This is a genomic window from Thalassotalea euphylliae (genome assembly GCF_003390335.1).
Lineage (GTDB): Bacteria > Pseudomonadota > Gammaproteobacteria > Enterobacterales > Alteromonadaceae > Thalassotalea_F > Thalassotalea_F euphylliae_B.
In genome coordinates this window covers 1,096,619-1,121,523 of the sequence record NZ_QUOU01000001.1, presented here as the reverse complement: position 1 = coordinate 1,121,523, position 24,905 = coordinate 1,096,619, and the positions used below count along the sequence as shown (strand labels likewise).

The following is a 24,905-nucleotide window of genomic DNA, read 5'->3' as shown; positions in this document are numbered from 1 at the left end:
CGACTAAAAATGTAAAAAGCGCATTAGTAATAACGCGCTAAATCCATGTTTTTATACAGGTGGGCAACTTCTTCGCCGTAACCATTAAACGGTAAGGTCGCAATGCGATTGCGTGCAAACAAGCCGCCCGTGGTGATTCGGCGCTCACTCGCTTGGCTCCAACGAGGGTGTGATACTTCTGGGTTAACATTGGCGTAAAAACCATATTCATTCGGTGCCAGAATATTCCAAGTCGTTGGCGGCATTTTTTCAACTAACCTAATGGACACAATTGATTTAATACTCTTGAAGCCGTATTTCCATGGCACAACAAGGCGAATTGGCGCCCCATTTTGTGGCGGTAGGGTTTTACCATACAAACCAACACTCAGCATGGTCAGTGAATTCATCGCTTCGTCTAACCGCAGACCTTCCACATAAGGGTAATCAATACCACCACCAATACGGCGGCTGCGTTGCCCGGGCATTTGCTCGGGATCATACAAGGTTTCAAAGGCAACATATTTAGCCTTGGCGGTTGGCTCGGCCTGTTTAATCAAATCCGCCAGCGAGAAGCCAATCCACGGCACAACCATCGACCAAGCTTCAACGCAGCGCAAACGGTAAATACGCTCTTCTAGTGGGAATTTTTTGAATAAATCATCATAGTCTAACGTGATAGGTTTGCTCACTTCACCACTCACCGTTAGCTGCCAAGGGTTTACTCTTAGCCCTTGTGAATTTCGTGCAGGATCACTTTTATCGAGACCAAACTCATAGAAGTTGTTGTGACTGGTCACTTTAGCTTCTGGTGTGAGTAGCTCTTCTGTTGGCTGTGCTTTTTTAAAATTGAGCGCTTGTTGGCTAAAGGCTTTATCATCTGAAGAGCCCCAAAAATCCAATGGCGCAGCGCTTGCTGAACGCGCAACCGACTGGCTTAATAACGTACCTGCGCCAATATAGCCCATCGACTTTAAGAGTTGGCGACGATTAACGTAAACCTGCTCGTTGGTCACATCATTTTCGGTTAATTGATAAGACTTTTTAGATTTGATCAGCATACAACCTCCAGATACAACAATGCTGACATTAGCCAGCACTGTTAACTTGACTCGACCTAAAATTTAGGTGCTTATGGCAATTGTAGACCGCACATTATCGAATTAATTTTCATTTGCTTAAATTAATTCGTATGGCAACGCTGAGGTAACTCAAGCGTTGCTTCAAACCAATCATGGTTTTGCCGACAACAGGGCTATCTATGCCGCGGTTGCCGTTGACGCACTACCTTGTTTCACTAGATTTTCAAGGTACGCGATGATGTCGTTCGATTCGTACATCCATTCAACCTTATTGTCGGCATGCGTGATTTTCAAACACGGTACGGTTGGCTTACCACCGCCGTTAACCAACTCTTCGCGCACGGCGTAGTTATTATCTTTGATGTTCATCAGCGGTAGCTCAATACCTTCACGCTTCATGGCGCGACGTACTTTGACACAGAACGGACAAGTAGGTAGATGATATAAGCTTAAATTTTTCGTTAGCTCGGCAATTTCTTGTTGACGCTCAGCGCTTAATTTCGGTGACTTAGGTTGAGTGAGAAAATTCACTAAAATCACCACTCGGCCAATCAACCAGCGTAATAGTTTCATATATTTACCTTAATTTAGATTTCGTTTACCACATTAAATCATCTGGAATTTGATAAGCGGCATAGGGATCGTCTTCATCGACGGCAGCTTCCACTTTGTCGTTACTCAGCAAGACAACAGCATCATCGAGGGTAGCAAGTTTATCTGCGGTTTCTTTCGTCACGACATAAGTGATGTCGTCTAAGCCACAAATGGATAAACGGCCATTGACCAGCGCCTTTTGCGTTAACGCATTAACCAAGAGCTTTTTCACTGTCGTACCAAAGGTATAGTTGTATTCAACCTCGCCTTCGATACCTTTGACTTGATGATGCGTTAATATTTGCAATATGCGCTGGTGTAGCTCTTTAGCCGCTAGCTGCTGTTGTTTTTCAGCGTTTAAGGCTGCGTCTTTCGCTAACTTTTGCTCTTTTTGCTTGGCAATGTCCTGTTTCACTTGCTCTTGCATCGTCGCTTCAACTTGCGCACCACTGCGTTTTTGCTTGTTCTTTTTGCGCTTGTCACTGTTCGCTTGTCGCGCTTTTTGCTTGGTTGTTAAACCAGCTTTAAGTAGCTGATCTTGCAATGAGGCCATAACCTATCTTTACCTTGTCAATCCGAATAAATGATTCATTTCAAAATGCTGGGGCTAAGTGTACAAAATTCGAATCTTCTGTGCGACAAGTGCCGTGTAAAATTTGGTTATAATCAATTTGCAGACAAAAAAGCCAGCGTAGTTGCTGGCTTAATTATTTGAACGTTGATCAGGTGATTGAGTCAGGCGCTCAAGTCACGTGAGCTTACACAATGCCTTGTTTCGCCAGTGGTAGTTCTCGATGGCGCTTGCCCGTCAGTGCAAAAATAGCATTGGCTATCGCAGGCGCTACCGGAGGTACACCTGGCTCACCAACACCGCCCGGAGGCGCATCGTTCTCAACAATGTCAATTTCAGTCACTGGCGTATCTGCCATACGTGCAACCGGGTAATCGTGGAAGTTAGTTTGCTTAATCACACCATCTTTGGCAGTAAGTTCGCCATAAAAAGCAAGTGAAATACCAAACACGGCGGCGCCTTCCATTTGTGAACGAATACGCTCAGGGTTAACCGCTGTTCCGCAATCGACGCTAAACCACATATTGTCAACTTTGATTTTACCGTTTTGCTCGCTCACTTCTGCCACACACGCAACATACGTAGCAAAACTGCGATGTACAGCAATGCCCAAAGCTTTGCCTGGTTTACGTGGTTTATCCCAGTGGGCCATTTTGGCAACGCGATTGACGACATTTTTGTAGCGCGCAGTATCAATCGGGTATTGCTTGATATCTGAGCCGTAGTTGCCGTACTCGGCATTTTGCGCAGCGAGATCGATATGGCGATCATCGCCTAGCAAGCTAAGTAAGTAATCTTTCGGGTCTTTTTGAGCCTCGTGAGCAAGCTCATCCGCAAATGAGCATACCGCGAATGCTTGGTTAATATTAGTGACCGAGCGCAGCCAACCAATACGGGTATGGGCGGTAGCTTTGCCTGCTCCACATTGCACATTAGCAATATCGTAAGGCATGTCAATTAAGCCCAAGTCCGCTTCAAAGGCAATAACATCAGCACCTTTTGCAAAGGTTGAACTGATCGTTGGCAATGCGACATTGTGCTGCCAAGCTGTGACTTGATGATTAGCATCAACACCGGCTTTAAGTTTCTGATAGCTTACTGCGTGGTAATAACCGTTTTGAATTTCATCTTCACGGGTCCAGCATACTTTCACTGGCTTGCCTCGCAGTTTTGACATCATCGCAGCTTCAACAATAAAGTCAGGTTTTGACTTACGACCAAAACCACCACCGAGCAAGGTCACGTTAATATTTACCTTCTCTGGTGGCACGTTGAGCAACTGGGCCACTGTACCTTGTGCTGACTGCGGCGTTTGTGTACACGCCCAAATATCGAATACGCCTTCGTGATAGTGTGCTGTCGCCGCAGGAGGCTCCATCGGCACATGAATTAGCTCAGGTACGTAATAATCAGCAGCGAACACTTTATCTGCACTTGCTAGTGCGGCCTCGACATCACCGGCTTTTCGCAATATCGCACTAGGCGCATCACAACTGGCAGCGAGTGCTTTTTTATAAGCCTCAGACTCATAATTGGCGTGCTCACTATTCTCCCACTCTATGACTAACGCTTCGCGACCTTGCATGGCGGCCCAAGTGTTTTTAGCAACCACAGCCACACCGCCCAGAGGCTTGAACAGTGGCGGCTCCTCCAAGTTCTCAAGCGCAATGACATCAATCACACCCGGTACTTTTTTCGCCTTACTTGCGTCGAACTTGACGAGTTTAGAAGCCAATACGGGTGGACGTGCGATGACCACATATTCCATATCTGGCAGCTGTACGTCATAACCATAGGTAGTATTGCCCGTCGCGATATCATAACCGTCAACCAATGGGATGTCGGATTTGCCAATAAAGTTAAACTCGGCTTTGCTTTTAAGCTTCAACGAGATTGGATCTGGCACTGGCAACGTGGCTGCAACCGCCACTAAAGAACCAAAACTAGCGGTTTTGCCCGTCGGTTTGTGAACTATTTTATTGGCTTTGGCATAACACTCTGCCACAGGCACTTGCCATTGATTTGCCGCTGCTTGCTCAAGCATAGTACGCGCGGTGGCACCAGCTTCTCGCAGTGGCTGGTAGAAGTTGCGAATTGAGCGCGAACCATCGGTGTTTTGGCTACCGTACTTTTTGTCACCTAAGCCTTGAATAACTTCAATTTTTTGCCAGTCAGCTTCAAGTTCATCAGCCACTACCATAGGGATACTGGTGCGAATGCCCTGCCCCATTTCTGAACGATGAACAATAATACCAACGGTGTCATCAGCGTTAATATGCACATAGACACTTGGCTCAAATTTAGTGGCAGCAGGTGCGGCGAATGCCTTAGGCAAGCCACTGACTTGAGGAAAGTTTACCGCTAACACCAAGGCGCCAGAGCCTAAGCCTAAACTTTTTAGAAATGAGCGACGACTGACATTTTCAACATGATTGTTGCTTGCTCGGTTAGTTGCTTGATTCTTTACCTTATTCTCAGCCATGGTTACGCTCCTTTTTTGCCAGTAGCGCCAACATCAACGGCTAGATCAGCCGCATTAGCTGTAGTAGTAGATAAGTCCGCTGCTAAGTGAATCGCCTTTTTGATACGTTCATACGTGCCACAGCGACAAATATTACCGCTCATCGCTTGTTCTATTTGCTCGTCATTCGGCGTTGGGTTATTCGCTAACAAAGCGGCGGCTGACATCATTTGCCCTGATTGGCAGTAACCACACTGCGGCACATTAAGCGTTTGCCAAGCCTGTTGAACAGGATGCTCGCCATCATTAGAAAGCCCTTCAATTGTGGTAATTTTTTGCCCGTTAACCGCTGCAACAGGTGTGGCGCAAGAGCGCACGGGTTGGCCGTTTAAGTGAACGGTACAAGCACCGCACAAGCCTTTACCACAGCCGTATTTAGTGCCTGTATAGTTGAGGATATCGCGTAGCGCCCACAATAGCGGCATATTTTCATCATCGCTATATTGGTGTGCGCGACCGTTTACGTTTAAGGTGATCATGTGTGCCTCCTAGATACCTTGATACCAATCCGCATAAATAGCTCTGAGCTGAACATATTATTATGCGGATTGGTATTACTACTCAGTCAATCAATATGACTTTGTTTTTATGTAATTGTTTTTATTTCTATTATTTAATTTTTTAGACTAACGACAAGCCTACTTTGACTGTCATAACTATACGCCAAAATAAGCAAAAGTGTTTACGCTTTGCGTTGAGTCTGCAATTTTTTCAGTTGTTCCGGCGTGTCTACGTCTGCTTTCGCGTTAGGCATTGCTATTTTTTTAACGGCTGATGGGGTGTGCGCATGCAGCTTAGCCACAACAAATTTTGCACCTTGCTTAGCTTGCAATAGTTTCAACTCACTAAAAACGGATGATGAGAAAACCACGGGTGGGCCAAATTCAGTCTTGGTTTGCATAGGTTGCTTGGGCTGCGAAATGTCTTGCGACAATTCTTGCTCTGCTTCTGGCCAGCAACTCACTGTTACAGCCTGCTCACCCACTCGGTGGGCAGCCCATAATTTAACAAGATCCTGTTTGCTTAGCTGCCACTGATCAACCAATAAGATCATTGCATTGTCTGCACCTTCAACCGCGCTGACACCACAGGCAATGGATGTTCCCATTCCCAAGTGCCAGTGCGTATTTTCCACCACATTTACAGGCCAAGCGCCAAGCATTTCCCGGTATCGATGCGCTTCACAGCCGATAACCACAGTAACGTGTTGAGCCATTGAAAGCGCCAGCTTTAGTTGGCGTATCAATAAAATATCGCCCCCTAGTTCGATAAGTTGCTTAGGTTGGCCTAAACGCGAAGAACTTCCGGCGGCTAAAATGACTATAGCTAGCTCATTGTTGTCGTGCTTTGAGGTCATTGTTTTCGAAAAGTACTCGGTAATTCACAGGCATTCAGTAGATTTCTTTTGGCTAAGCTAGCTGCGTTTTGTTGCTGGATCTCACTAACAATCGACAAAGCAATCGCTTGCGGACTGCGACCGCCAATTGGCAACCCAACGGGGCCAAAAACACGACCCGCAACATCAGCAGCTTTCATATCAAGTGCCGACAACAATTTATCTCGACGTCCGACAGGGCCTAATAAGCCAATATATGGAACAGCCGTTTGCAACAAGCAAGCGAGATAGTTTTGATCAAATGCTAAGTTATGGGTCATCACCACGGCAGCGTCAATGCCTTGGAAATCTGTTTCGCTGGCTTTTTCCGCTCTTAATTTCACTTGCCTGATATCTGCAGAAAAGTTCATTCGAGATAGAGCATTATCACGATGGTCAAAAACCGTGACATGCCAGCCCATTTGCAGTGCCATCTGTGCAACTGGTACAGCGTCTGGTCCCGCTCCAACAATTGCTATGGATACTGGAGGTGTGACGGGGATGGATAGCCAGCGCTCATTTAAACGCTCCGGCGATGCTTGGTGATCAGCAAGGTAGCGGCCAATAGGGAAATCACTTGGCTGGTCGTAGGGTGGTATCGCCAATAAATAACGGCCGGCTTTGTGCGCTTTTACATCGCCGAGTAGCTCAACGAAGCCTAGGTAGTTATTTTCAGCGGTAAGCGGCAACAAGGCGATATCAATGGCGCCTTCGCAGCCTAGCCCTAACCCCCAGAGTAAATCGGCGTCAGCCATTAAGTCATACTGAATCAACTTTGGTGCTAGATCGTTAAAAACGGATTTTGAATGTAAAACGATATCCGCTTCCAAGCAGCCACCACTGAGCAGCCCAGTGCACTGACCCTGCTCATCAATCAGCATCATAGTGCCCGCTTTGCGATAAGTTGCCCCTTGTGTTTTGACAATAACCGCCAAAACACAGCGGTTATCAGGGTGAAAGTTATTGATCAGGTCTTGCCAGTTTTCTTGCATAATCTTTATATTCAGGGCTTAGCGGTTATCGTCAAGCATTTAGTTTAGGTTTTAGGTGCTATTGGGGGTAATAAGGTTAGTCGCAGGAAGCCAAGCAAACTTGCGCAGTTTGCCATGGTAACAAAGCGCACTGTAAACGAATGGGAAACGCATAAACGGAGTTAAGCGGTTCAAGCAAACCGACTAACGGTTTTTGCTCCGCCAAATCGCTATGCTTTTCATCAAGTAATCGCTTGGCTTCTGTTAGCGAGCAATTAGCCAGTGTTTGACACATGATAGAGGCGGAGGCACGGCAAATAGCGCAGCTATCGCCTGAAAAATTGAGGTTATCGAGCATGTTATTGGATATTTCAAAGGCGACGGTAATTTCATCGCCACAAGCAGGGTTATAACCTTCTTGCTGATGCGTTGGCTTAATATCAGTCTCAAACCCGTAAGGGTTTTGATGATGCGCTAACATGGCTTGTTGATATAACGCTGAACTCATTCGCTGCTCATTCTCATGCACTTTTTCATGTTTAAATACTTTATTAATTATCTATACCAAACAGGGTAATCGCTTTTTTTATCGCTTTAATCAGCGCATCAATATCGCGCTGATCATTGTAAAGTCCTAATGATACTCTTACGCAGGAATTCACGCCAAGGTTTCGCAGTAAAGGCTGTGCGCAGTGGTGTCCTGCTCTGACAGCAACATGACACTCAGACAGTACTGTTGCTAAATCGTGACTATGGATTCCACAGACATTAAATGCCACGATTGGAGTGGCGTTAGGCGTTAGTAATTGCACTGCATCTATTTGATTAAGCTGGCGATATAATTCATTGCTCAGCGCTTCAAGGTAGGCTTCGCTGCCATCACACCGTGCTTGTTCGAGATAGTTTATCGCTGCTGATAATGCCAACAGTGCTTGACTGTTGAGACTGCCCGCTTCCAGCTTGCGCGCGCCATCTAGCCAAGTTGCGCTATTTTCTGTCACTTTTTGAACAATGCCACCGCCGAGCACAACGGGCACCATCGCTTTTAACGCATCGTCAGCGACATACAAGACCCCCGCGCCGTATCCCGCATAAAGTTTATGACCGGAAAACGCGTAGAAATCGCAACCTAGCGCGTCAACATTCAATGTGTGGTGAGCAACGTACTGGGCTCCATCAACTAAAAGCTTGGCACCAAAGGTTTTAGTCAAAGCTGCAATCTGAGCAATGTCGTTAACTGTGCCTAACACATTTGACATGTGATTAAGCGCAACTAGCTTAGTATTATTGTCTAACTGTTTTGCAAGCTCAGTTAGGTCTACCCGAGCGTTTTCACATAGTGGAACAACGCGTAACTGCGCCCCTAACGCTGCTGCTAATTGTTGCCAAGGCAAAAAGTTTGCGTGATGCTCAGCAACCGAAATCACAACATTGTCGCCCGCTTTCATTACATGTCGCAAATACCCTTGCGCTGCCAAGTGTATTGCTTGCGTCGTATTACTCGTAAACACGATATTATCGCGACTCCCGGCACCGATAAAATTAGCAACCTTGTCTCTGACCTGTTCAACCCCAGCTGTTAAATTCGCACTCAGTGAATAAAACCCGCGATGGCTATTGGCGTGCTGGAATTGTTGGAAGTGTAAAGTCGACTCAACGACTGTTTGGGGTATCAAACAAGTTGCTGCACTATCTAGGTAGTGCAGTGGTTGTTCGGCCTGAGGTAGCTGTTGCTGATAGCCAGCACACAGTTTTGCGTTCTTTTGACCGTGAGTAAACATGGCAAAATCGCTGCGCCACCTATTATTAGGCATAGCTGTTGCCGTGCTCGATGAGCGAGTTTGATCAGTTTGCTTGTCCACAAAATCCGCTTACTAGTGATGCAAAAAATTATTTAGACCGATCAGTATACCTAACTTTCGATCCTGATAAACAATTGATTGCGATAATGAGGGTTGTCGGGAGCTTCGCATGAGCTAAAAACGTTATCCACGATGAATGAGTGTAAAGGGCGTTTATAACAACTAGCTATGCAGGGAATTAAAACATCACCTCATCCAAACGACAGGTAACGAATGCTAGAGCACAAGCAGCAATAGCTGGTAATACAGTTTACGCCAGCTGAGCCAACTTAACGTTGATAGCAGCGCCAAAACATTTACATCCCCTTACCTCTGCTCGTCACCCTAGTCATAACAGCATGTAATTGCCACTACTTGGGTAATAACGCACTTATGTAGTAAGGAGTGAGTAAAGTTTATGTCGCCTTTATCTAATCCGAGTAACTATATTCTTTTTCACAGTATTTCTACTAGTGCCTAGAGATAACTGTACTCTTTACCACTGAAAAATTGTCACCGAAAAATTGTCACTGAACAAGCTTGATATAGTTAGGATCTTGTTGCGCTGCTTTGCGCTTTTTCGGTTTCTTGACTTTTACTTCACGAGTTACTGAGTTGCCTTCTTGGTATCTATGATAAGAAAAATTATCTAGTCCAAGCATTTCAGTAAAGCGATAGAAAGTCATAAAATCGTCTTTGGTAAACTCTTCGCCATCTTTGGTAACCAAGCCATCAATATACATAGAATCGCCATTGATATTACAGTTGGCAATAGCACCATACGGCTTACCGTACTCTTCGACCTTGAGTGCTCTTACCATCTTTAGTTCGAAACACCAGTCACCTAATTGAATGTAGCGGTTAACATTGTCTGACATGCAAACTCCCGTTATTGTTATTTTCTTTGCGTTAAAAGTGTTAGCGTTTAGCTACTAGCTAAAGAGCTCCTTTCTACAAACAACCCATCCGTGAATACTCAAGTTACATAGAAACAATATGCAACCTAGCAATTGCGCACTACATTTACGTGACAGTGGGTCACATTATGACATTTGCCTTGCCATTAGTCCCACTGAAACTTTGATTATTTTTTAAACTAAGCAAAAACACCAACTTATGTCAATTTTTTGTAAGAAAAATTGATGCTTTTAATGATTTTTCCGTGCATATCGCGACCAGTCACAGTAATCTAAATTCAAGTTGATCTTCCAAAATAACAATAATTACTAATGAACAAACTCAAACCTTATTTGTTGGGCACGGCCATATTATTGGTGTTTATTCTCGCTACGGCTTCCGCGTGGATTTACAGCAAAATATACAATGCCTTGCCTCAACTTGAAGGAAAGACTGCGCTGTATGGATTAACTAATAAGGTTGAAGTGGAGCGCGATGATTATGGCATAGCGACTATCAAAGCAAAGAGCCGCATCGACGCAGCAATGGCATTGGGTTTTGTCCATGCGCAAGAGCGTTTCTTTCAGATGGACTTACTGCGCCGCAACTCGGCTGGTGAACTTTCCAGCCTGTTTGGGGAAATTGCTCTAGATTATGATAAAAAAATTCGCGTTCACCGCTTTCGCGAGCGAGCTCGAACCATTATTAACACGCTTCCAAAAACAGAATTCGAACTGATTAAAGCCTACACTCGCGGGGTAAACCAAGGTCTTGAGCGCCTTGGTGCCAGCCCATTTGAATATCTACTGTTGCGCCAGTCACCTGTGCTTTGGCAAGAAGAGGACACAGTGCTTAGTGTCTTTAGCATGTACTTAGACTTGCAGTACCCAGATGGCGCACGCGAATTGAGTTTATCGGTGATGAGTAAGGCGTTACCAGCTGCGCTTTTTCATTTTCTAACCCCAAAGGGTACGCAATGGGATGCCGCAATTGATGGCACTCAATTCCCACAAGCCCCCATGCCCGCTAGTTTTCCATCATTGGCCTCGGTTGACACAGGGTTTAAGCAACACAATACCAGCGAGCAACACTTTGTGGGCTCAAACAACTGGGCGGTTTCGGGAGCGCTAACCCAAACAGGCAGTGCCATTGTCGCTAACGATATGCACTTGGGAATTCGCGTGCCAAATACTTGGTATCGCGCTTCGCTCGAATACCGCACCGATAAAGGCAAAGCGATTAAGGTGACAGGCGCAACACTACCCGGTACCCCCAATATCGTTGTTGGTAGTAATGACCACATTGCTTGGGGCTTTACCAATAGTTATGGCGACTGGAGCGATGTGATTACGCTAAAAACAAATCAGGACAAAAGCCAGTATTTAACCCCTGATGGTTATCAAGCCTTTAGCGAACACCGCCATATGATTGCTATCAAAGACAAAAAATCGATTGAAATACAAACCCAAGAAACCATTTGGGGGCCGATAATAGGTGAAGATGCAGACGGTAACTTGTTGGCTTACCGCTGGGTTGCCCACGATAACAATGCCGTCAATTTAGCCCATATCAAGCTTGAATCGGCAACTAACGTATCGCAGGCTATCGCCATAGCAGCCACAGCAGGTATACCCGCCCAGAATTTAATGGTCGCCGATCGTCATGGCGACATTGGTTGGACGATTATGGGGCAAATTCCAGTTAAACAAGGTGCGATGGGCTCATTACCTAAAGATTGGTCAACCGGCGTCTACCACTGGAGCGGCTATTTAGCAGCGAGTGACTACCCGAAAGTGATTTCTCCTGCAGAGCAACGTTTGTGGACCGCCAACTCTCGTGTCGTTGGCGGCGATATGTATCAGCATATTGGTAATGGCGGTTATGCACTTGGCGCTCGCGCCCAGCAAATCCAAAAACGCCTGTTTGAGCAGCAAGAATTCGACGAGCAAACATTGTTAAATATTGCGCTTGATACTCAAGCCATCTACCTCATTCGCTGGCAAACACTCCTGCTCGACCAAGTAATAACCGAGCGCGAAGTAACTAACAATCCGTTGTGGCAAGAAGCCAAGTCTTTCATCGCACAAAAGCCTTTGCAGGCCAGTGTTGATTCAGTTGGCTACCGCATTGTCAAAACATTCAAAACAGCTGTAAAAACCCGGGTTTTCTCAACGTTAATAGACCATTTATCAAAGCAAGACCCTAACTTTTCAGCCAAGACAATACGCAATTCGCTTGAAGAGCCGCTATGGCAACTGGTAACGAAACAACCCGCGGGTTTCTTAGCGCCAAATATCAGCTGGCAGGCACTATTTAAAGAGTCGTTAAACCAAACACTTGCTGAAATGACTCAAGAACAGGCGCTCGCTGATGCCACATGGGGGCAATTGAATGCAGCAGAGATCAAACATCCACTGGCAAGCGCGATCCCAGTATTTGGTAAAATGCTAAACATGCCTGCCGAGCCGCTGGCTGGCGATGGCTTTATGCCTCGTGTTGATGGCGGCAGCTTTGGCGCTTCTGAGCGTATGATTGTATCACCGGGGCATGAGGAAAACGGTATATTTCACATGCCAACCAGCCAAGCGGGTCACCCGTGGAGTCCTTATTTTGGCAAGGGTCACAGCGATTGGGTTGAAGGCCGACCTAGCCCATTTTTACCTGGGCAAAGCCAATATCAGCTGAGCTTAGTACCATATTAACTGTGAGGTAAAGAGTGTTAAGCAAAGTGTTAACTAAAATGCTTAGCTAGACGTTTTCTGCTTGTTTTTCGGAACGTTTTCCAGAGCGCTTTTCTGAACAGCCAAGTATATAAACATTTAAATGCTGACTGAAACAAGAGCAAAACAAGCCAATTAACCGCGATAATGATGTAGCAACGGTCATCAAGGGCATAAAGGTTCTCATCAAAAATAGTGCTTGAACTCTACAACCAGTGCCGATACATTAAAGCGATGAACACAACAAACGTTATAAAAAACTCATCTCTTGGCTTTTCGTTTTTTAGCCTGTTTTTTATCCTCTCTCGTTGAGGAGCGTTTTTTGTGGCAAAAATAACCCGAAAAACCTCCACTACGGAGGTTTTTTTTTACCTGTTTTCAAGTCAATTTATTTAACGTTAAACAGTAATCAGTCAAACCACAATCAGTAAGTAAAGGTAAAGGAGTCAACGTGGCGCAATCATTAGACCTAAACGAAATTAGAGCACAAATCACAGAAACCGATCAGCAGCTGCTCGAGCTCTTTGCCAAACGTCGTGCCCTGACCCTCAATGTAGCCAAAAGCAAAGCTCACCAAGTGCGCCCAGTACGAGATCAACAGCGCGAGCAAGAATTACTTATCCGTTTGATCAAGCAAGGTAAAGCACTAGGCTTAGATGCCCACTACGTCACCAGTGTCTTTCAAACCATTATTGAAGACTCGGTACTCAATCAACAAGCATACCTACAAACGCTGACGAACCCGAACTTACAAGTGCCTATGGTCAGTGTTGCGTTCTTAGGTAACAAAGGCTCTTACAGTTATTTAGCCAGCCACCGTTACTTTTCGCGTCGAGCGGAAAAAATTATCGAATCGGGTTGTCAAAGCTTTGCCGATATTATGCAGCAAGTCGAAGCAGGACATGTTGATTACGGCATGCTGCCGATTGAAAACACGAGCTCAGGCAGTATCAATGAAGTGTATGACCTGCTGCAACACACGAATTTAGCCGTTGTGGGTGAAATCACTCAGCCAATCGAGCATTGTCTGCTTACTGCGGTTAACACCCGACTTGAAAATATTAAAACCATCTACGCTCATGGTCAGCCGTTTACGCAATGCAGTAACTTCCTTGATAAACAGCACGAAATGCGTATTGAATATTGTGATAGCACCGCCGATGCCATGGCAAAGGTTTACGAACTACAAGATGAAACAGTGGCGGTCATTGGCAGTGAGGAAGGTGGTCATTTGTACCAGTTACACGCGCTGGAAAAATCGATCGCCAATCAAAAAGAAAATCACAGTCGCTTTATTCTAGTTGCGCGTAAACCTGTGGACGTCGCCGAGCAGATTCCAGCAAAAACAACCTTTATTCTTGCCACAGGTCAAAAGCCCGGTGCACTGGTAGAGTGTTTATTAGTGCTTAAAGAAAAAGGCATTAACATGTGTAAACTGGAATCTCGCCCAATTCAAGGGCGTCCATGGGAAGAAATGTTCTATATCGATGTTGAAGCCAACTTAAAGTCTGCGGCAATGCAAGAAGCCATCACAGAGTTAAACGAGCTCACTAAATTTATTAAAGTACTGGGCTGTTATCCAATTGAGCATATTTCGCCCACCAGTGTTCCAGCCGCTGCTATTTAATACTCAATAACGCTTCTTGCGTATAAAAACAAAGGCACGCTAATTAGCGTGCCTTTTCGTTTCTAGTCGATTGAACTGTTAACGCAGGTTATTACCGCTTAACTTTGCTCTTGCTGTTTTAACTGATCTAGCTCTTGTGCAATAGCCTCTGGCGAGCCTGTGTTACGGCACAACCAATAATAAGCACTTGGCACAACGAATAAGGTAAATAAACTCGCCAGCGATACCCCAGCAAAGATCACCACGCCAATAACCATGCGACTTTCATGGCCTGGGCCTTCCGCCAGTACGAGCGGAATTGCACTTGTCACTGTGGTAAATGTGGTCATCACAATAGGACGTAACCGTTGCTGTGAGGCATGAATAAGCGCTTGCTCAAATGCCTCCCCCTTGTCGCGTAACTGGTTGGCAAACTCAACAATCAAAATGCCGTTTTTCGCGGCCAAACCAATTAACATCACAATCCCAATTTGGCTGTAAATATTCAGGCTCATCCCCATATATTCCAAACCAGCTAAGGCACCAACCAGCGCAAGTGGCACAGTTAACAGGATCACAAATGGGTGTACGAAGCTTTCAAACTGGGCTGATAAGACAAAGTAAGTGATCAACAATGCCAATGCGAAAATAAACAAAATTGACGTGCCAGACTCTTTTAACAGTAGCGACTGCCCTTTGTAGTCTACTTGGGCTTCATCAGGCAATTCGTCGCGCACCACTTGATTTAAAAAGTCCAGCGCATCACCTAATAAGTAGCCATCAGCCAAGTTTGCCGTAATCGTCACACTGCGCAATCGGTTATAGCGATTCAAGCGTGACGAAGTGGCATTTTCTTTGATGGTAATTAAATTAGACAATGGAATAAGCTCGTTGGTTTCGCGCGAGCGCACATAGACATTATTGATGTCTGTTGGGCTAGCAAAATCAGCTTCGTCCCCTTCCAAAATAACATCATACTCTTCACCACGATCAACAAAGGTCGTGACTCGGCGCTGGCCCAGCATGGTTTCCAAGGTTTTTCCAATATCACCAATAGGTACGCCTAAGTCGTAGGCACGATTGTGATCTATTTCAACCAATAACTGAGGGAAGGTTTCTTTATAATCACTTTGCACACTTTGCAGATTCGGGTTTTCTTGCGCACGAGCGACCACAATATCACGCCACTTTGCCAGCTCTTCATAGGTATTGCCCTGGATCACAAATTCCACTGGCTGGCTATTGCCCGAGCCACGTAAGCCTTGTCGCATAATGGCAAAGGCACGTACATCGGTTACATCTGACAATTCACCGTTCATGCGGCCAGCAAACTCTACTGTCGAAAACGCTCGCTCATCCCACTTAGGCAAACCAACAATCGCAATCCCGCTAGAGCCGCCAAAGCCAGGAACACGTACTAACACGCGATCAAGCTCGCCGCGTTCTTTATATGCCAGCAACTTGCTTTCGATTTGCTGCATATTCTTGACATTGCTTTCGTAGCTAGCGCCTTCAGCGCTATTCATAATAATGAATAAATCACCGCGATCTTCTTTCGGCGTATACTCATTGGGTAGCTGTAAAAACAGGCTATATACAGCGTAGAGCGAAGCAGCGACAATCGCGATAAGTAGCAAAGGCTGTTTAATAGAGCTTTTAAGCGCATTGGCATAACTTGCTTCTAGCTTGCCAAATCCCTTATCTAATAGCTGACCAAACGAGGAACTGCGCTGGCGGTGTTTTAGCATTTTTGAACACAGCATAGGGGTTAGCGATAAGGCGGTGATACTAGAGAAGACAACCGCAGCAGCAATGGCTAACGCGAACTCCGTAAATAAGCGTCCCATATTGCCGGAAATAAATATCAAAGGAACAAATACCGCAACCAATACGAGCGTGGTTGCCACCACCGCAAACGCAACTTCACGGCCACCTTCATAGGCTGCCATTAGTGGCGTTTGCCCTTGTTCAATACGGCGATAAATATTCTCTAAAACAACAATTGCGTCATCGACCACTAAGCCAATGGCCAACACTAAGGCAAGTAGGGTGAGCAAGTTGATTGAGAAACCCAAAGCCGAAAGTGCCATCATCGAGCCAATTAAGGCAACTGGTACAGTCAGCGCTGGAATAATCGTGGCACGAATATTACCGAGGAATAAGAAGATCACCAAAATCACCATGAGCATAGCGATAAACAAGGTGTTGTAGACTTCGTCAATCGAGCCTTGAATGAAAACCGACGAGTCGTAACTGTTTCTAATGGTGGTGCCAATAGGCAAAGACTCGCGAATTTTCGCCATCTCTGCACGTGCAGCGTTGACCACATCAAGCGTGTTGGCTTTCGACTGTTTAATAATCCCTAAGCCGACCATGTTCTTACCATTGCCGCGGAACATGTTTTCATCGTCTTCCGCTGCAACTTCAACACGAGCCACGTCAGCTAATCGCACTAATTCGCCATCGCTACCTTTGGCAACGACCATACGCGCAAAATCATTTTCTGAACGATAGCTGCGCTCGACCCGAATAGAAAAATCACGGTCAACCGACTCAATTTCGCCCGCTGGTAGCTCTACGTTTTGCGCGCGCAAGGTGGTTTCAATATCGTCAACGGTAACGCCCCGTGCCGCCATCGCCACGCGGTCGAGAAAAACTTTCATTGCATATGTGCGGCCACCGCCAACGCGTACTTGGGCAACCCCATCAACAACGGCAAAACGGTCAACAATATAACGCTCTGCATAGTCAGTAAGCTGCAAGGTACTCATAGTGTCACTTTGCATGACAAACCAAACAATGACGTTCGCATCGCTGTCTGATTTAAACACTTCTGGCGGATCAGCTTGCTCTGGCAGTTGCCTTAGGGCGCGAGAAATACGGTCGCGCACATCATTGGTCGCGGCATCAATATCGCGATCAAGTTCAAACTCAATGCTAATGCTAGAGCGCCCTACCCGACTGGTTGAAGTGATATTTTTCACCCCTTCAACACCACTGATACGATCTTCGAGTAGCTGGGTTATTTTCGTTTCAATAATGGCCGCAGAAGCGCCGGGATAAGAGGTATTGATACTGACTACGGGCGGGTCAATATCTGGGTATTCACGCAGCGGCAATAAGAAAAACGCAACAACACCGAAGGTAACAATCAGTAAATTGACAACAGTTGCAAAGACCGGACGCTTAACCGATAAATCAGATAAAATCATCTACGATGGCTCCTGTGTTTTCGGCTCAATCACCTTCACATTAGTGCCATCTCTCAGTTTTAGCGCACCCTCGACAACAACTGATTCATTTTCGTTTAAGCCACGGGTGATCTCGACTAGGCCAGGTTTGCGGCGGCCGACGCCAACTTGTTTGCGCACCGCTTTGCCATCAGCAATGACAAAGACAAAATGATCGTCCTCAATCGGAATAATGGCACTTTCTGGCACTTGCAGCACTTGCTCGACACTGCGCTCAACATTAATCGTCAGTAACATCCCCGCACGCAGGGCGTAGTCGGCATTTGGAATTTCAGCACGTACTTTCACCATGCGCGTGGCATTGTCAATACGTGGGTCAACCGAGATAATCTTACCAGCAAAGACCTTATCATCATAAGCAGTATTGGTTGCTTCAATCATCTGCCCTGTGGCGATCGTGGTGTAGAAACGCTCTGGTACCGAAAAATCAACTTTCACAGTACTCAGATCATCTAAAGAGGTGATGACATCGCCTGACTGCACATAAGCGCCTACACTAATTTCGCGAAAACCAAGTACCCCATCAAATGGCGCGGTAATGGTTAACTCGTTGAGCTTGGTGCGCGCACTTAACAGTTGTGCCGCAATCGCTTTGGTTTGCGCTTCTTGCTGGTCAACTTGCGATTTAGAGGTCGCGCGTTTTGTTAACAAGTCTTGAAAGCGATTAAGCTGAGCAACAGACTCTGCAAGGTTCGCTTCTAGCTCGCGCACTTTGGCCGCTTCCTCTTGATTGTTTAAGCGCACCAAAATATCACCTTTGCGCACAATCGCGCCGTCTTGAAATGAAACCTCGTCCACCAAATCAGAATAATTTGAAGTGATCAGCACTTGCTCGTTTGCACGAGCATTGCCTAGGGCTTCAATGACATCTTTAAACTCAGCCGTTTGAGCAACTGCGGTTTTAACAGGCACCACACGCTGACGAGGCTTTTGCTGACCTTGCTCTTGTGGCCAATTAATGTAAACAATGAGCGCAACAAGCAAGCCAAGGATAAAAATAAAAGGTAAACGACTTTTTATAGAGCTAGACATAACAACATAAACATGAAAACTTAATCGTGAAAATATACCGGAGTTCAAGTTCGGCAACGATGTTATTCATCTGAAAATATAGGACGTTAAGCGTAAAACCGTTAATCGCCCGCGATGAATGGGTAGCAACAAGCCAATACAAACGCTTTGCGAGTCAATACCTGCCATGCTAGACCAGACAAGTTACGCGCTAATTTCAACTCGCTTATAAATCGGGCTTAGGTTTATAATTCAACTACTTGTTATTTGATTTAAGTTAAGAACGTGAATAAACCAGCCGCTTTAGCCTTAGCTGCATTTGCCATTTTAGGCACCCTGATGTGGTACGCTGCCAGCAATTCAATGGCGCAATACCTTGCTGAATACCAAGCAAAAATAACGATGCAATTGCCAGTTGGCAGTCACTTCTCGCTAGGCGATTTAGCGGTTAATGCCAGTGAAGACTCCGGCGCGCTAACAAGTCTTAACCTGCGACTTCCCCTCGACACTAATAACCAGAGCAATGCCCAAAACCATCAAGTAAAAAGTACCGCTATTGAGGACGAAGCGCTCACATTCGCTATTAGTCATATTGGTTGGCAATACGAAAAGCGCAGTCTGAAAAAAGCCGTGGTACAAGTGACACATATGACCATCGACAGCGTGTCAATGACCCTGCCGCAAGCGCATGCTGACGCTTGGCTAACTCAGTTATCAACGCAACTAGAGCAACTAATTACGACAGCAGTCGCTCAGCAAGTGGGGTTAATGGGGCGTCAAGAATTTAAACTTAACATCAATCAGCTTACATTAGACAAGCTCTTCATCACCTTAACGACTGATGGCGAGCCCAGCCAAGAAGTTATCGGACAGCAATTAGCGTTGAATCACCAACAATTGGCCGATGAACAACAAATGAGTATCACTGTCGCTTATGCGTTACAGGCAATTGCCAAAGAAGCCAAACAGCAAGTGCTAAGTCATTAATTGATGTGACCAAGGCTTGTAATCAAGCCGTTGCAATGCAATGCTAACTGACCTAACCGCTGACGATGATAAGAACTAAAAGGACGAGTTGGATGCACAAGAGTATGAACACACGTAAGTTAACAACAGGCTTATTCTCGCGAATGCTCTGCTTCATTGTGGTCGCCATCAGCATTAATGCTCACGCCCAGCGCATTGGCACAATCAATGGCAATGAAATTACCCCTTACCTTGGCTATATGTTTGGCTCAGATATCGGCGCAAGTGACGGCAGTGACATTGCAATGTCAGACGACGCCCACCTAGGTATTGCGTTTTCGTGGCATGATTCGCCCAATGGCCAAGGACAAGTGCTTATCAACTACGTCAAACACGATTTTGCCAACCAGCTTGACAATAGCACCGAAGACTTTACCTTGCTTTACGCCCATTTTAGCGGCGTTGCCCTATTTCGCCAGCAAAACTATGTCACGACCTTTTCATTAGGGCTCGGGGGGACGTACATGGATAGCGATTATGAAAGTGGCCTTTACCCGTCAGCAACCATAGCGATTGGTACTCGCTATGAGTTTTCACCAACATTTGCCTTGGTTACTGAGCTTAGAACATATGCAACATTGACAGATGACGATGATGACTTCTTCTGTGAAGGGGCAATTTGCGCGGCAGAGTTTGATGACACCTTGTACATTGACAGCTCTATTTCTATTGGTATAGCGTTTGCGTTCTAGATCTAAACGACGTCAACAAACAACTTGTTCAAAAAGGCCAATCTTGCGATTGGCTTTTTGCTTATTGAGTCTTGGATTACCTACCGCCAATGTCTATTTCACTAAAGCCACGATATCAGAGATAAGGTCTGCTTTGGGTCGCTCAATTATGCGACCTAGCTCTTTGCCGTTGCGCTTAACAATAATGGTTGGTGTGTATTTTACGCCATGGCTCGCAGCTCTGCCCTGCGGCTCTTGCTTTCGAATATCAAGAGCAATCAAAGCAACAGCGACATTTGCATTAGCGCTCATTGCTTTCAGTAGCCGAGGGACTTCTCGCTGGCTGTCGTGGCACCAAGCGCCAAAATAGACATCAAGGCTAATATCGCTCGACAAACTTTTAACTTGCGCTACTTGCGCTTGGCTTAGCTGGAAGGCGTCATAGCCCTTGGCAAAATATGGGTGTTTGTCGAATAACTCACTTTGGGTTAAATCCCCAACGGCATATGGGCTTGGGTTACCCGAAGATTCGCTGCCGTGCCCAGAGCCTACTTGAATATTAGATGACTCGGTATTTGTGCTATTACACCCGCCCAGCACACCAAGCGTTAATGTCGCCGTCAATGCTACAGCTAATGTCGACCAAATGGGGTTAACGGATTTATTGGGTTTTGTGGATTTACTCAGTTTTGTAGGTTTGGTAAATTTTTTGGAAAGTAGATTGTTATCATATTGAATCGGCAGCATAAAAACTCTTTATTATTTCTTTATTATTGTTACTGGCTTATGCTGCCATTGTAGCGTTATTTTATTTCGTTTGCCTTAACTAACATGCCTTTACTTTCCGCTAAGAAGATGTCGGCATAATCACCAAACCAGTCGGCAACCTGAGCAAACATAGTAACAAACGCTTCCTTGTCGCCCTATTCAACACCTTCAAACAACTCAAATAAGCGATAAGCAAAACGTGGCTCGCCTTAACGTAATTAGCTACTTAACCTCAGGTTTGGATAATAAATAGTGAATAACAAATCAATTCAAATACTTATCTTCATCGTTATCTTCTAGCGAGAAATTTTTGCTGATATTAAGGCAAATTTGCGCGTCAATAGCGAGTCTCGGCTTAGGTTCCAACGTCGCTCTATCTCCCCCATCCTTGGGGTCGTCTTGCAAGTAAATTCAACGCTGGTAGCAGTAAAAATAGCCGCTCGAAGCACATTGGTTATCCAGAGCCGAGGTTATTTAATCGTCAACAAATAAAGTCAGCCCCCTGGCGCACTTGTAGTTCTTGATCAACAAACAAACTGGCAATGGTTCTAGGTATTACTAGCATTGGCTCAATCGCTAAAGCGGTACTATAAATGCCACTTAACAAGACACTATGGCTCAATACAGAGGCACTTAACACTTGGCGACTGACGCCGTCTCTAGCCAAGATATGCGAGCGGCTTTGTTGGCCACAGAAAAACGCCCGTTCACTATGGCCTGAGGTGGTAAACGCCTGATTATACAAAGGCAGTGTACAAACAATTTGCCCTTGCTCAACAGGGTTAGCTAGGGCGATGCGAAATTGATTACCATCACTTTTTAGCCCCCAACTAATAATATCCCCGCCAAAGTTGATCAACCCGCCCTCAACACCTTGTTGACGGCAAATCAAAGCGGCTTGATCGACGGCATATTCTTTAATCACACCACCTAAATCAAGCTGGGTATCTGCACAGCAAAAGGTTAATAAAGGCCCATCGAGTGACCAAACCTCAATGCCCATCGCTGGCTGGCAACGGCTAAATAAAGCTTGATAAGACAGTTCAGGCGCTTGTTGCGCTAAAGCCTTAACTGTGCCAACGGTAATATCGAACAAACTATTCGTCGCTTGTGACAGTTGGTGAACTTGTGACAATACCTGCGCCGTTTCTTTATCAAGATTCACACTCGACATTTTGCGCTGATTAATCGTTTGATTGAGCCAAGAGTCTGCTTGATAAAAGTTATACTTTTTCGCCAAACGTTGGGTGTTAGCCTCTACCAACTTCGCAACACGTTCAAGTTGCTGTTGACACTTGCCAACTAAGGTGAGTTGGCAAGGCACAGTCATGGAGTGAAACCTATATGAATACATTTTTAACTAACATTTGTCTTACAGCTAAAACGAATAGGTCATTCCTGCAACATACCACTTGGCGCCAAACTGATTGGTTTGTTCATAGTCGGTTGCCGAGATATCAAACTGCCAGTGCTGAGAAACTTGGTAGCTCACTGCCAATGAATAAGTTTGTGCATTATAGTCCCCCAAACGCACATCATTGCTAGCAAAACCCGTTGGCGCAAAGGCTGGCAATTCTTGATTAGGGTTACGATAAAAATCGGCAGGCGTTTGCTGATACCAGGTCACTTTGGGGTTAATAAAGAAGCCATCAAATACTTCATAAGCAATTGACGCTTCAACCGTGTGAGAATCAATTCCCCAAGTATCATTATAATAACGGTAACTAAACTGACTGGTTAACCAAGGTTGGTATTGATACGCGCCACTAATTTTGGTGCCGTAAGCGTTACGTGTATCTGGTCGACTATCAGCAGCGACAAACACTTCATTCGCTTCGAAATTGTCATTCGTGTTGATATCCACGTAACGCAATACGGTTTGGTAATGATTACTTAGATAACCATCATCTCGGTTCGCAAACACTTTGATATCAAGCGTTGCCGTTGGGGAAATCACTTGGGTAAAACCAATTTCAATACTTGCTAAGTTAAGCTTCTCTTCGGTACGTGTGCGATAGCCAGTACCAAACACTAAGCTTTCATCATCTAAATATGAAATGCCGAAGTTCATTGAACGATTCTTAAATTTATCTAAATAGACGAGATAAGAAAAAGAGCCACCAAGGCTTTGGTAATCATCTTCATCCGAATAAGAGAGTCCCCACGTCCATTCATTGCGGTACTCATCACGCACCGTCAAAGCAGCATTGGTAGACTTGCGTGTATCTTCTAGTTCAACCCGAGTCACACGATAACGATCTGGCTGAAAGGCATAACCCAATAAGGTTTGATCTGTGAGTGCTTGCCCTGCGGTTAAGGTTTCTTGACGTAAAATTAACTCTTCGTTAGTGACCCCGCTTGCATCATTAATTTGCCAAGCTGGCGATGCCCCAGAAACCGAATCATAGCCAAGCGATAAATCTAAGCTGTAATCAACGCCAAAGTCGACTTTAATGGCAAGCACAGTATCAGCAACATCAACACGCTCATCTTTTTCGCTATAATCCATATGGTGCAAAGAAATACTCTGCTCTGCTTGCACTGCGGCTGATGCTAGCGCACTACAACCTATCACACCTAAATGCTTTTTAGCATTATTCATTTATAACCTCTTATTATCCTAAAATTTCAACAACTACTTACAACCGCAGCCACCACCAGCAACACCATCACCACCTGAACTTCCCTCTTTGGAGAGAAAAACTTTCTTGGTAAATTTTGTATGTTCTGGGCTTATACCTGTTGGGCTCATCACAGGCTCAGCTAAACGTGCCTTTTGCCATGGTTTGACGGCTTCAATATCAAAAAGGGTATCTAACCAGCTAAAGGCACCAGCCAAGAGCTCTCCTAGAGGGCTAACATCTCGTGGCTCATTATCAGCGAACGGCTGTGGTGTTTTAGGTTGAGCTGGAGTATCTGTCACTAACGGAGCAAGAGGCCTAAACGGGTTAAGCGGCGCAGCAGCGATTGAATTTCTCGTACTGTTTACCGTACTGCCTTGCGCATTAGCAGTTTTCTGGTCAGTATGAGTCGCACTAATAGCTGTTTGGCGACTTGGTTGTCGAGTTGCTTGCAAATCAGTTTGCTGATGAACTTGGTTAATCACATCGCGAACAACGTTCGTAACTCTAGGCAGTTGCACACTACTCCCTGTCGTTACAGCGCTTTTACCGACAGCACTTTTACCGAGAGTAATGACCTTAACGACTTTGCCTGTCGACTGCACAGCGGTTTCATCTTGTTGGTGAATAATAATGGGCTGCGCCATTGAATAGCCGCTGATTGACCATAAACTCGCCAATACCAAACTAGTCGCCAGCGGTTTCATTCCGTGTTGCTTGAATTGGCTCACTCGCACTTTGTTGGAAAAAGTATTTATCGCTATCAACATTATTGGCCTCGTAACGTCGCTAAATCATTGATCACCACTTGACCAATATCAGGAATCGCCCCAAAACGTACGCCAAGTATTTGATTGTTATAAACATAATAAAGTGCAGGCATGCCAAGTGGTTCAAAGGCTGATATCACCTGTTGGTTTTGATCCATCACCACAGGAAATTTAAGCTGCATTTGTGCTAAAAACTGCTCTGCTAAGACCAATTCTTCATCCACTTCAACGCCGACAAAGGCCACTTGTGGATCGTTTAAGTGTTGCGATAATTCGTTAATTTCAGGTAACTCAATACGGCATGAAACACACCATGAGGCAAAAAAATCAACCACAGTAATTTTATTTGGATCAAGCGCCATTTGCTCAGCAATGTGTTCAGGGACTTTATCGCCACGTTCAAGTGCCTGTACGGGAAAAACCGCCATACAGCAGAGTAAAAAACAAGCAGTTAAGCGTTGCCCGTACTGATGAATAAATTGATTAATTAATGGAGTAATTACGTTCATTTTTCTCTCTAATGTTTCTTAAAAGTAAGTTCTATCTGGGTTCATGAGGGCATTTTCTAGGTTCACTTTCTGGGCATACTGCTCAGGCACAAGAGCTCGCTGATAGCTAATGATTTACTTT

Annotated in this window: 21 protein-coding genes; 4 read left to right on the top strand and 17 right to left on the bottom strand. The window is 45.3% G+C overall.

Annotation, left to right across the window (positions count from 1 at the left end; genetic code table 11):
- Positions 1-23: 23 nt before the first annotated feature.
- The 10 genes from msrP to DXX93_RS04920 form a co-directional block, all read right to left on the bottom strand.
- On the bottom strand, positions 24-1,040 hold the full coding sequence (msrP, locus tag DXX93_RS04965) for a protein-methionine-sulfoxide reductase catalytic subunit MsrP (RefSeq protein ID WP_116007100.1): 1,017 nt from the start codon (positions 1,038-1,040) through the stop codon (positions 24-26).
- Positions 1,041-1,238: 198 nt separating this feature from the next.
- Positions 1,239-1,634, bottom strand: coding sequence for a glutaredoxin family protein (locus DXX93_RS04960; RefSeq protein WP_116007099.1), 396 nt, complete (start codon positions 1,632-1,634; stop codon positions 1,239-1,241).
- A gap of 25 nt (positions 1,635-1,659) precedes the next feature.
- Positions 1,660-2,208, bottom strand: coding sequence for a DUF2058 domain-containing protein (locus tag DXX93_RS04955; RefSeq protein ID WP_116007098.1), 549 nt, complete (start codon positions 2,206-2,208; stop codon positions 1,660-1,662).
- Positions 2,209-2,413: 205 nt separating this feature from the next.
- Entirely contained in the window at positions 2,414-4,708 is a 2,295-nt protein-coding gene (locus tag DXX93_RS04950) for a xanthine dehydrogenase family protein molybdopterin-binding subunit (RefSeq protein WP_116007097.1), read from the bottom strand.
- Between the two features lie 2 nt (positions 4,709-4,710).
- Positions 4,711-5,226, bottom strand: coding sequence for a (2Fe-2S)-binding protein (locus tag DXX93_RS04945; RefSeq protein ID WP_116007096.1), 516 nt, complete (start codon positions 5,224-5,226; stop codon positions 4,711-4,713).
- Between the two features lie 203 nt (positions 5,227-5,429).
- The gene (locus DXX93_RS04940) at positions 5,430-6,104 is read right to left on the bottom strand and encodes a nucleotidyltransferase family protein (protein WP_116007095.1); all 675 of its coding nucleotides are present in this window, start codon (positions 6,102-6,104) and stop codon (positions 5,430-5,432) included.
- A complete protein-coding gene (locus tag DXX93_RS04935) occupies positions 6,101-7,114 on the bottom strand; it encodes an XdhC family protein (RefSeq protein WP_116007094.1) in 1,014 nt (337 codons plus the stop codon). Before DXX93_RS04935 ends, DXX93_RS04940 begins: the two co-directional genes overlap by 4 nt.
- A gap of 76 nt (positions 7,115-7,190) precedes the next feature.
- Complete coding sequence (locus DXX93_RS04930) at positions 7,191-7,601, bottom strand: iron-sulfur cluster assembly scaffold protein (protein WP_116007093.1); 411 nt, start codon at positions 7,599-7,601, stop codon at positions 7,191-7,193.
- A gap of 43 nt (positions 7,602-7,644) precedes the next feature.
- Positions 7,645-8,907 carry an aminotransferase class V-fold PLP-dependent enzyme gene (locus DXX93_RS04925; RefSeq protein WP_147302641.1) on the bottom strand — a complete coding sequence of 421 codons (1,263 nt, stop codon included), beginning with the start codon at positions 8,905-8,907 and terminating at the stop codon, positions 7,645-7,647.
- Positions 8,908-9,461: 554 nt separating this feature from the next.
- Positions 9,462-9,812 (bottom strand): hypothetical protein, encoded by a 351-nt coding sequence (locus DXX93_RS04920; protein ID WP_116007091.1) that lies wholly within the window; start codon positions 9,810-9,812, stop codon positions 9,462-9,464.
- A gap of 351 nt (positions 9,813-10,163) precedes the next feature.
- Here DXX93_RS04920 and DXX93_RS04915 point away from each other — a divergent pair, with 351 nt between their 5' ends.
- Entirely contained in the window at positions 10,164-12,533 is a 2,370-nt protein-coding gene (locus DXX93_RS04915) for a penicillin acylase family protein (protein ID WP_116007090.1), read from the top strand.
- Positions 12,534-13,002: 469 nt separating this feature from the next.
- On the top strand, positions 13,003-14,178 hold the full coding sequence (gene pheA / locus DXX93_RS04910) for a prephenate dehydratase (RefSeq protein WP_116007089.1): 1,176 nt from the start codon (positions 13,003-13,005) through the stop codon (positions 14,176-14,178).
- Between the two features lie 98 nt (positions 14,179-14,276).
- Here pheA and DXX93_RS04905 read toward each other — a convergent pair whose 3' ends face one another.
- The gene (locus DXX93_RS04905) at positions 14,277-17,369 is read right to left on the bottom strand and encodes an efflux RND transporter permease subunit (protein WP_116007088.1); all 3,093 of its coding nucleotides are present in this window, start codon (positions 17,367-17,369) and stop codon (positions 14,277-14,279) included.
- Positions 17,370-18,440, bottom strand: coding sequence for an efflux RND transporter periplasmic adaptor subunit (locus DXX93_RS04900; RefSeq protein WP_116007087.1), 1,071 nt, complete (start codon positions 18,438-18,440; stop codon positions 17,370-17,372).
- A 264-nt stretch (positions 18,441-18,704) separates the two neighbouring features.
- On the opposite strand from DXX93_RS04900, the gene DXX93_RS04895 reads away from it, so the two are divergent.
- Both DXX93_RS04895 and DXX93_RS04890 read left to right on the top strand, forming a co-directional pair.
- Positions 18,705-19,406 (top strand): hypothetical protein, encoded by a 702-nt coding sequence (locus DXX93_RS04895; RefSeq protein ID WP_116007086.1) that lies wholly within the window; start codon positions 18,705-18,707, stop codon positions 19,404-19,406.
- Between the two features lie 104 nt (positions 19,407-19,510).
- On the top strand, positions 19,511-20,137 hold the full coding sequence (locus tag DXX93_RS04890) for a hypothetical protein (RefSeq protein WP_147302640.1): 627 nt from the start codon (positions 19,511-19,513) through the stop codon (positions 20,135-20,137).
- Between the two features lie 93 nt (positions 20,138-20,230).
- Here DXX93_RS04890 and DXX93_RS04885 read toward each other — a convergent pair whose 3' ends face one another.
- The 5 genes from DXX93_RS04885 to DXX93_RS04865 all read right to left on the bottom strand — a co-directional run bounded on the left by DXX93_RS04885 (position 20,231) and on the right by DXX93_RS04865 (position 24,784).
- Complete coding sequence (locus DXX93_RS04885) at positions 20,231-20,863, bottom strand: thioredoxin family protein (protein WP_116007084.1); 633 nt, start codon at positions 20,861-20,863, stop codon at positions 20,231-20,233.
- 502 nt (positions 20,864-21,365) lie between these two features.
- Complete coding sequence (locus DXX93_RS04880; protein ID WP_181902146.1) at positions 21,366-22,214, bottom strand: FAD:protein FMN transferase; 849 nt, start codon at positions 22,212-22,214, stop codon at positions 21,366-21,368.
- A gap of 48 nt (positions 22,215-22,262) precedes the next feature.
- Positions 22,263-23,486: a DUF3570 domain-containing protein gene (locus DXX93_RS04875; protein ID WP_116007082.1), complete on the bottom strand. Its 1,224-nt coding sequence runs from the start codon at positions 23,484-23,486 to the stop codon at positions 22,263-22,265.
- Between the two features lie 33 nt (positions 23,487-23,519).
- On the bottom strand, positions 23,520-24,275 hold the full coding sequence (locus tag DXX93_RS04870; RefSeq protein ID WP_116007081.1) for a DUF4266 domain-containing protein: 756 nt from the start codon (positions 24,273-24,275) through the stop codon (positions 23,520-23,522).
- Positions 24,275-24,784, bottom strand: coding sequence for a TlpA family protein disulfide reductase (locus tag DXX93_RS04865; RefSeq protein WP_220347552.1), 510 nt, complete (start codon positions 24,782-24,784; stop codon positions 24,275-24,277). The genes DXX93_RS04870 and DXX93_RS04865 overlap by 1 nt, the downstream gene beginning before the upstream one ends.
- Positions 24,785-24,905: the final 121 nt, after the last annotated feature.

Bases quoted from the DNA above. Each gene is read 5' to 3' on its own strand.
- DXX93_RS04865 (WP_220347552.1), bottom strand. From the start codon at position 24,784: ATGAACGTAATTACTCCATTAATTAATCAATTTATTCATCAGTACGGG.
- DXX93_RS04925 (WP_147302641.1), bottom strand. From the start codon at position 8,907: ATGCCTAATAATAGGTGGCGCAGCGATTTTGCCATGTTTACTCACGGT.
- DXX93_RS04880 (WP_181902146.1), bottom strand. From the start codon at position 22,214: ATGACTGTGCCTTGCCAACTCACCTTAGTTGGCAAGTGTCAACAGCAA.
- DXX93_RS04920 (WP_116007091.1), bottom strand. From the start codon at position 9,812: ATGTCAGACAATGTTAACCGCTACATTCAATTAGGTGACTGGTGTTTC.
- DXX93_RS04945 (WP_116007096.1), bottom strand. From the start codon at position 5,226: ATGATCACCTTAAACGTAAACGGTCGCGCACACCAATATAGCGATGAT.
- DXX93_RS04915 (WP_116007090.1), top strand. From the start codon at position 10,164: ATGAACAAACTCAAACCTTATTTGTTGGGCACGGCCATATTATTGGTG.
- DXX93_RS04900 (WP_116007087.1), bottom strand. From the start codon at position 18,440: ATGTCTAGCTCTATAAAAAGTCGTTTACCTTTTATTTTTATCCTTGGC.
- DXX93_RS04940 (WP_116007095.1), bottom strand. From the start codon at position 6,104: ATGACCTCAAAGCACGACAACAATGAGCTAGCTATAGTCATTTTAGCC.
- DXX93_RS04870 (WP_116007081.1), bottom strand. From the start codon at position 24,275: ATGTTGATAGCGATAAATACTTTTTCCAACAAAGTGCGAGTGAGCCAA.
- DXX93_RS04875 (WP_116007082.1), bottom strand. From the start codon at position 23,486: ATGAATAATGCTAAAAAGCATTTAGGTGTGATAGGTTGTAGTGCGCTA.
- DXX93_RS04960 (WP_116007099.1), bottom strand. From the start codon at position 1,634: ATGAAACTATTACGCTGGTTGATTGGCCGAGTGGTGATTTTAGTGAAT.
- DXX93_RS04935 (WP_116007094.1), bottom strand. From the start codon at position 7,114: ATGCAAGAAAACTGGCAAGACCTGATCAATAACTTTCACCCTGATAAC.
- DXX93_RS04950 (WP_116007097.1), bottom strand. From the start codon at position 4,708: ATGGCTGAGAATAAGGTAAAGAATCAAGCAACTAACCGAGCAAGCAAC.
- DXX93_RS04890 (WP_147302640.1), top strand. From the start codon at position 19,511: ATGAACACACGTAAGTTAACAACAGGCTTATTCTCGCGAATGCTCTGC.
- msrP (WP_116007100.1), bottom strand. From the start codon at position 1,040: ATGCTGATCAAATCTAAAAAGTCTTATCAATTAACCGAAAATGATGTG.
- DXX93_RS04955 (WP_116007098.1), bottom strand. From the start codon at position 2,208: ATGGCCTCATTGCAAGATCAGCTACTTAAAGCTGGTTTAACAACCAAG.
- DXX93_RS04905 (WP_116007088.1), bottom strand. From the start codon at position 17,369: ATGATTTTATCTGATTTATCGGTTAAGCGTCCGGTCTTTGCAACTGTT.
- DXX93_RS04885 (WP_116007084.1), bottom strand. From the start codon at position 20,863: ATGCTGCCGATTCAATATGATAACAATCTACTTTCCAAAAAATTTACC.
- DXX93_RS04930 (WP_116007093.1), bottom strand. From the start codon at position 7,601: ATGAGTTCAGCGTTATATCAACAAGCCATGTTAGCGCATCATCAAAAC.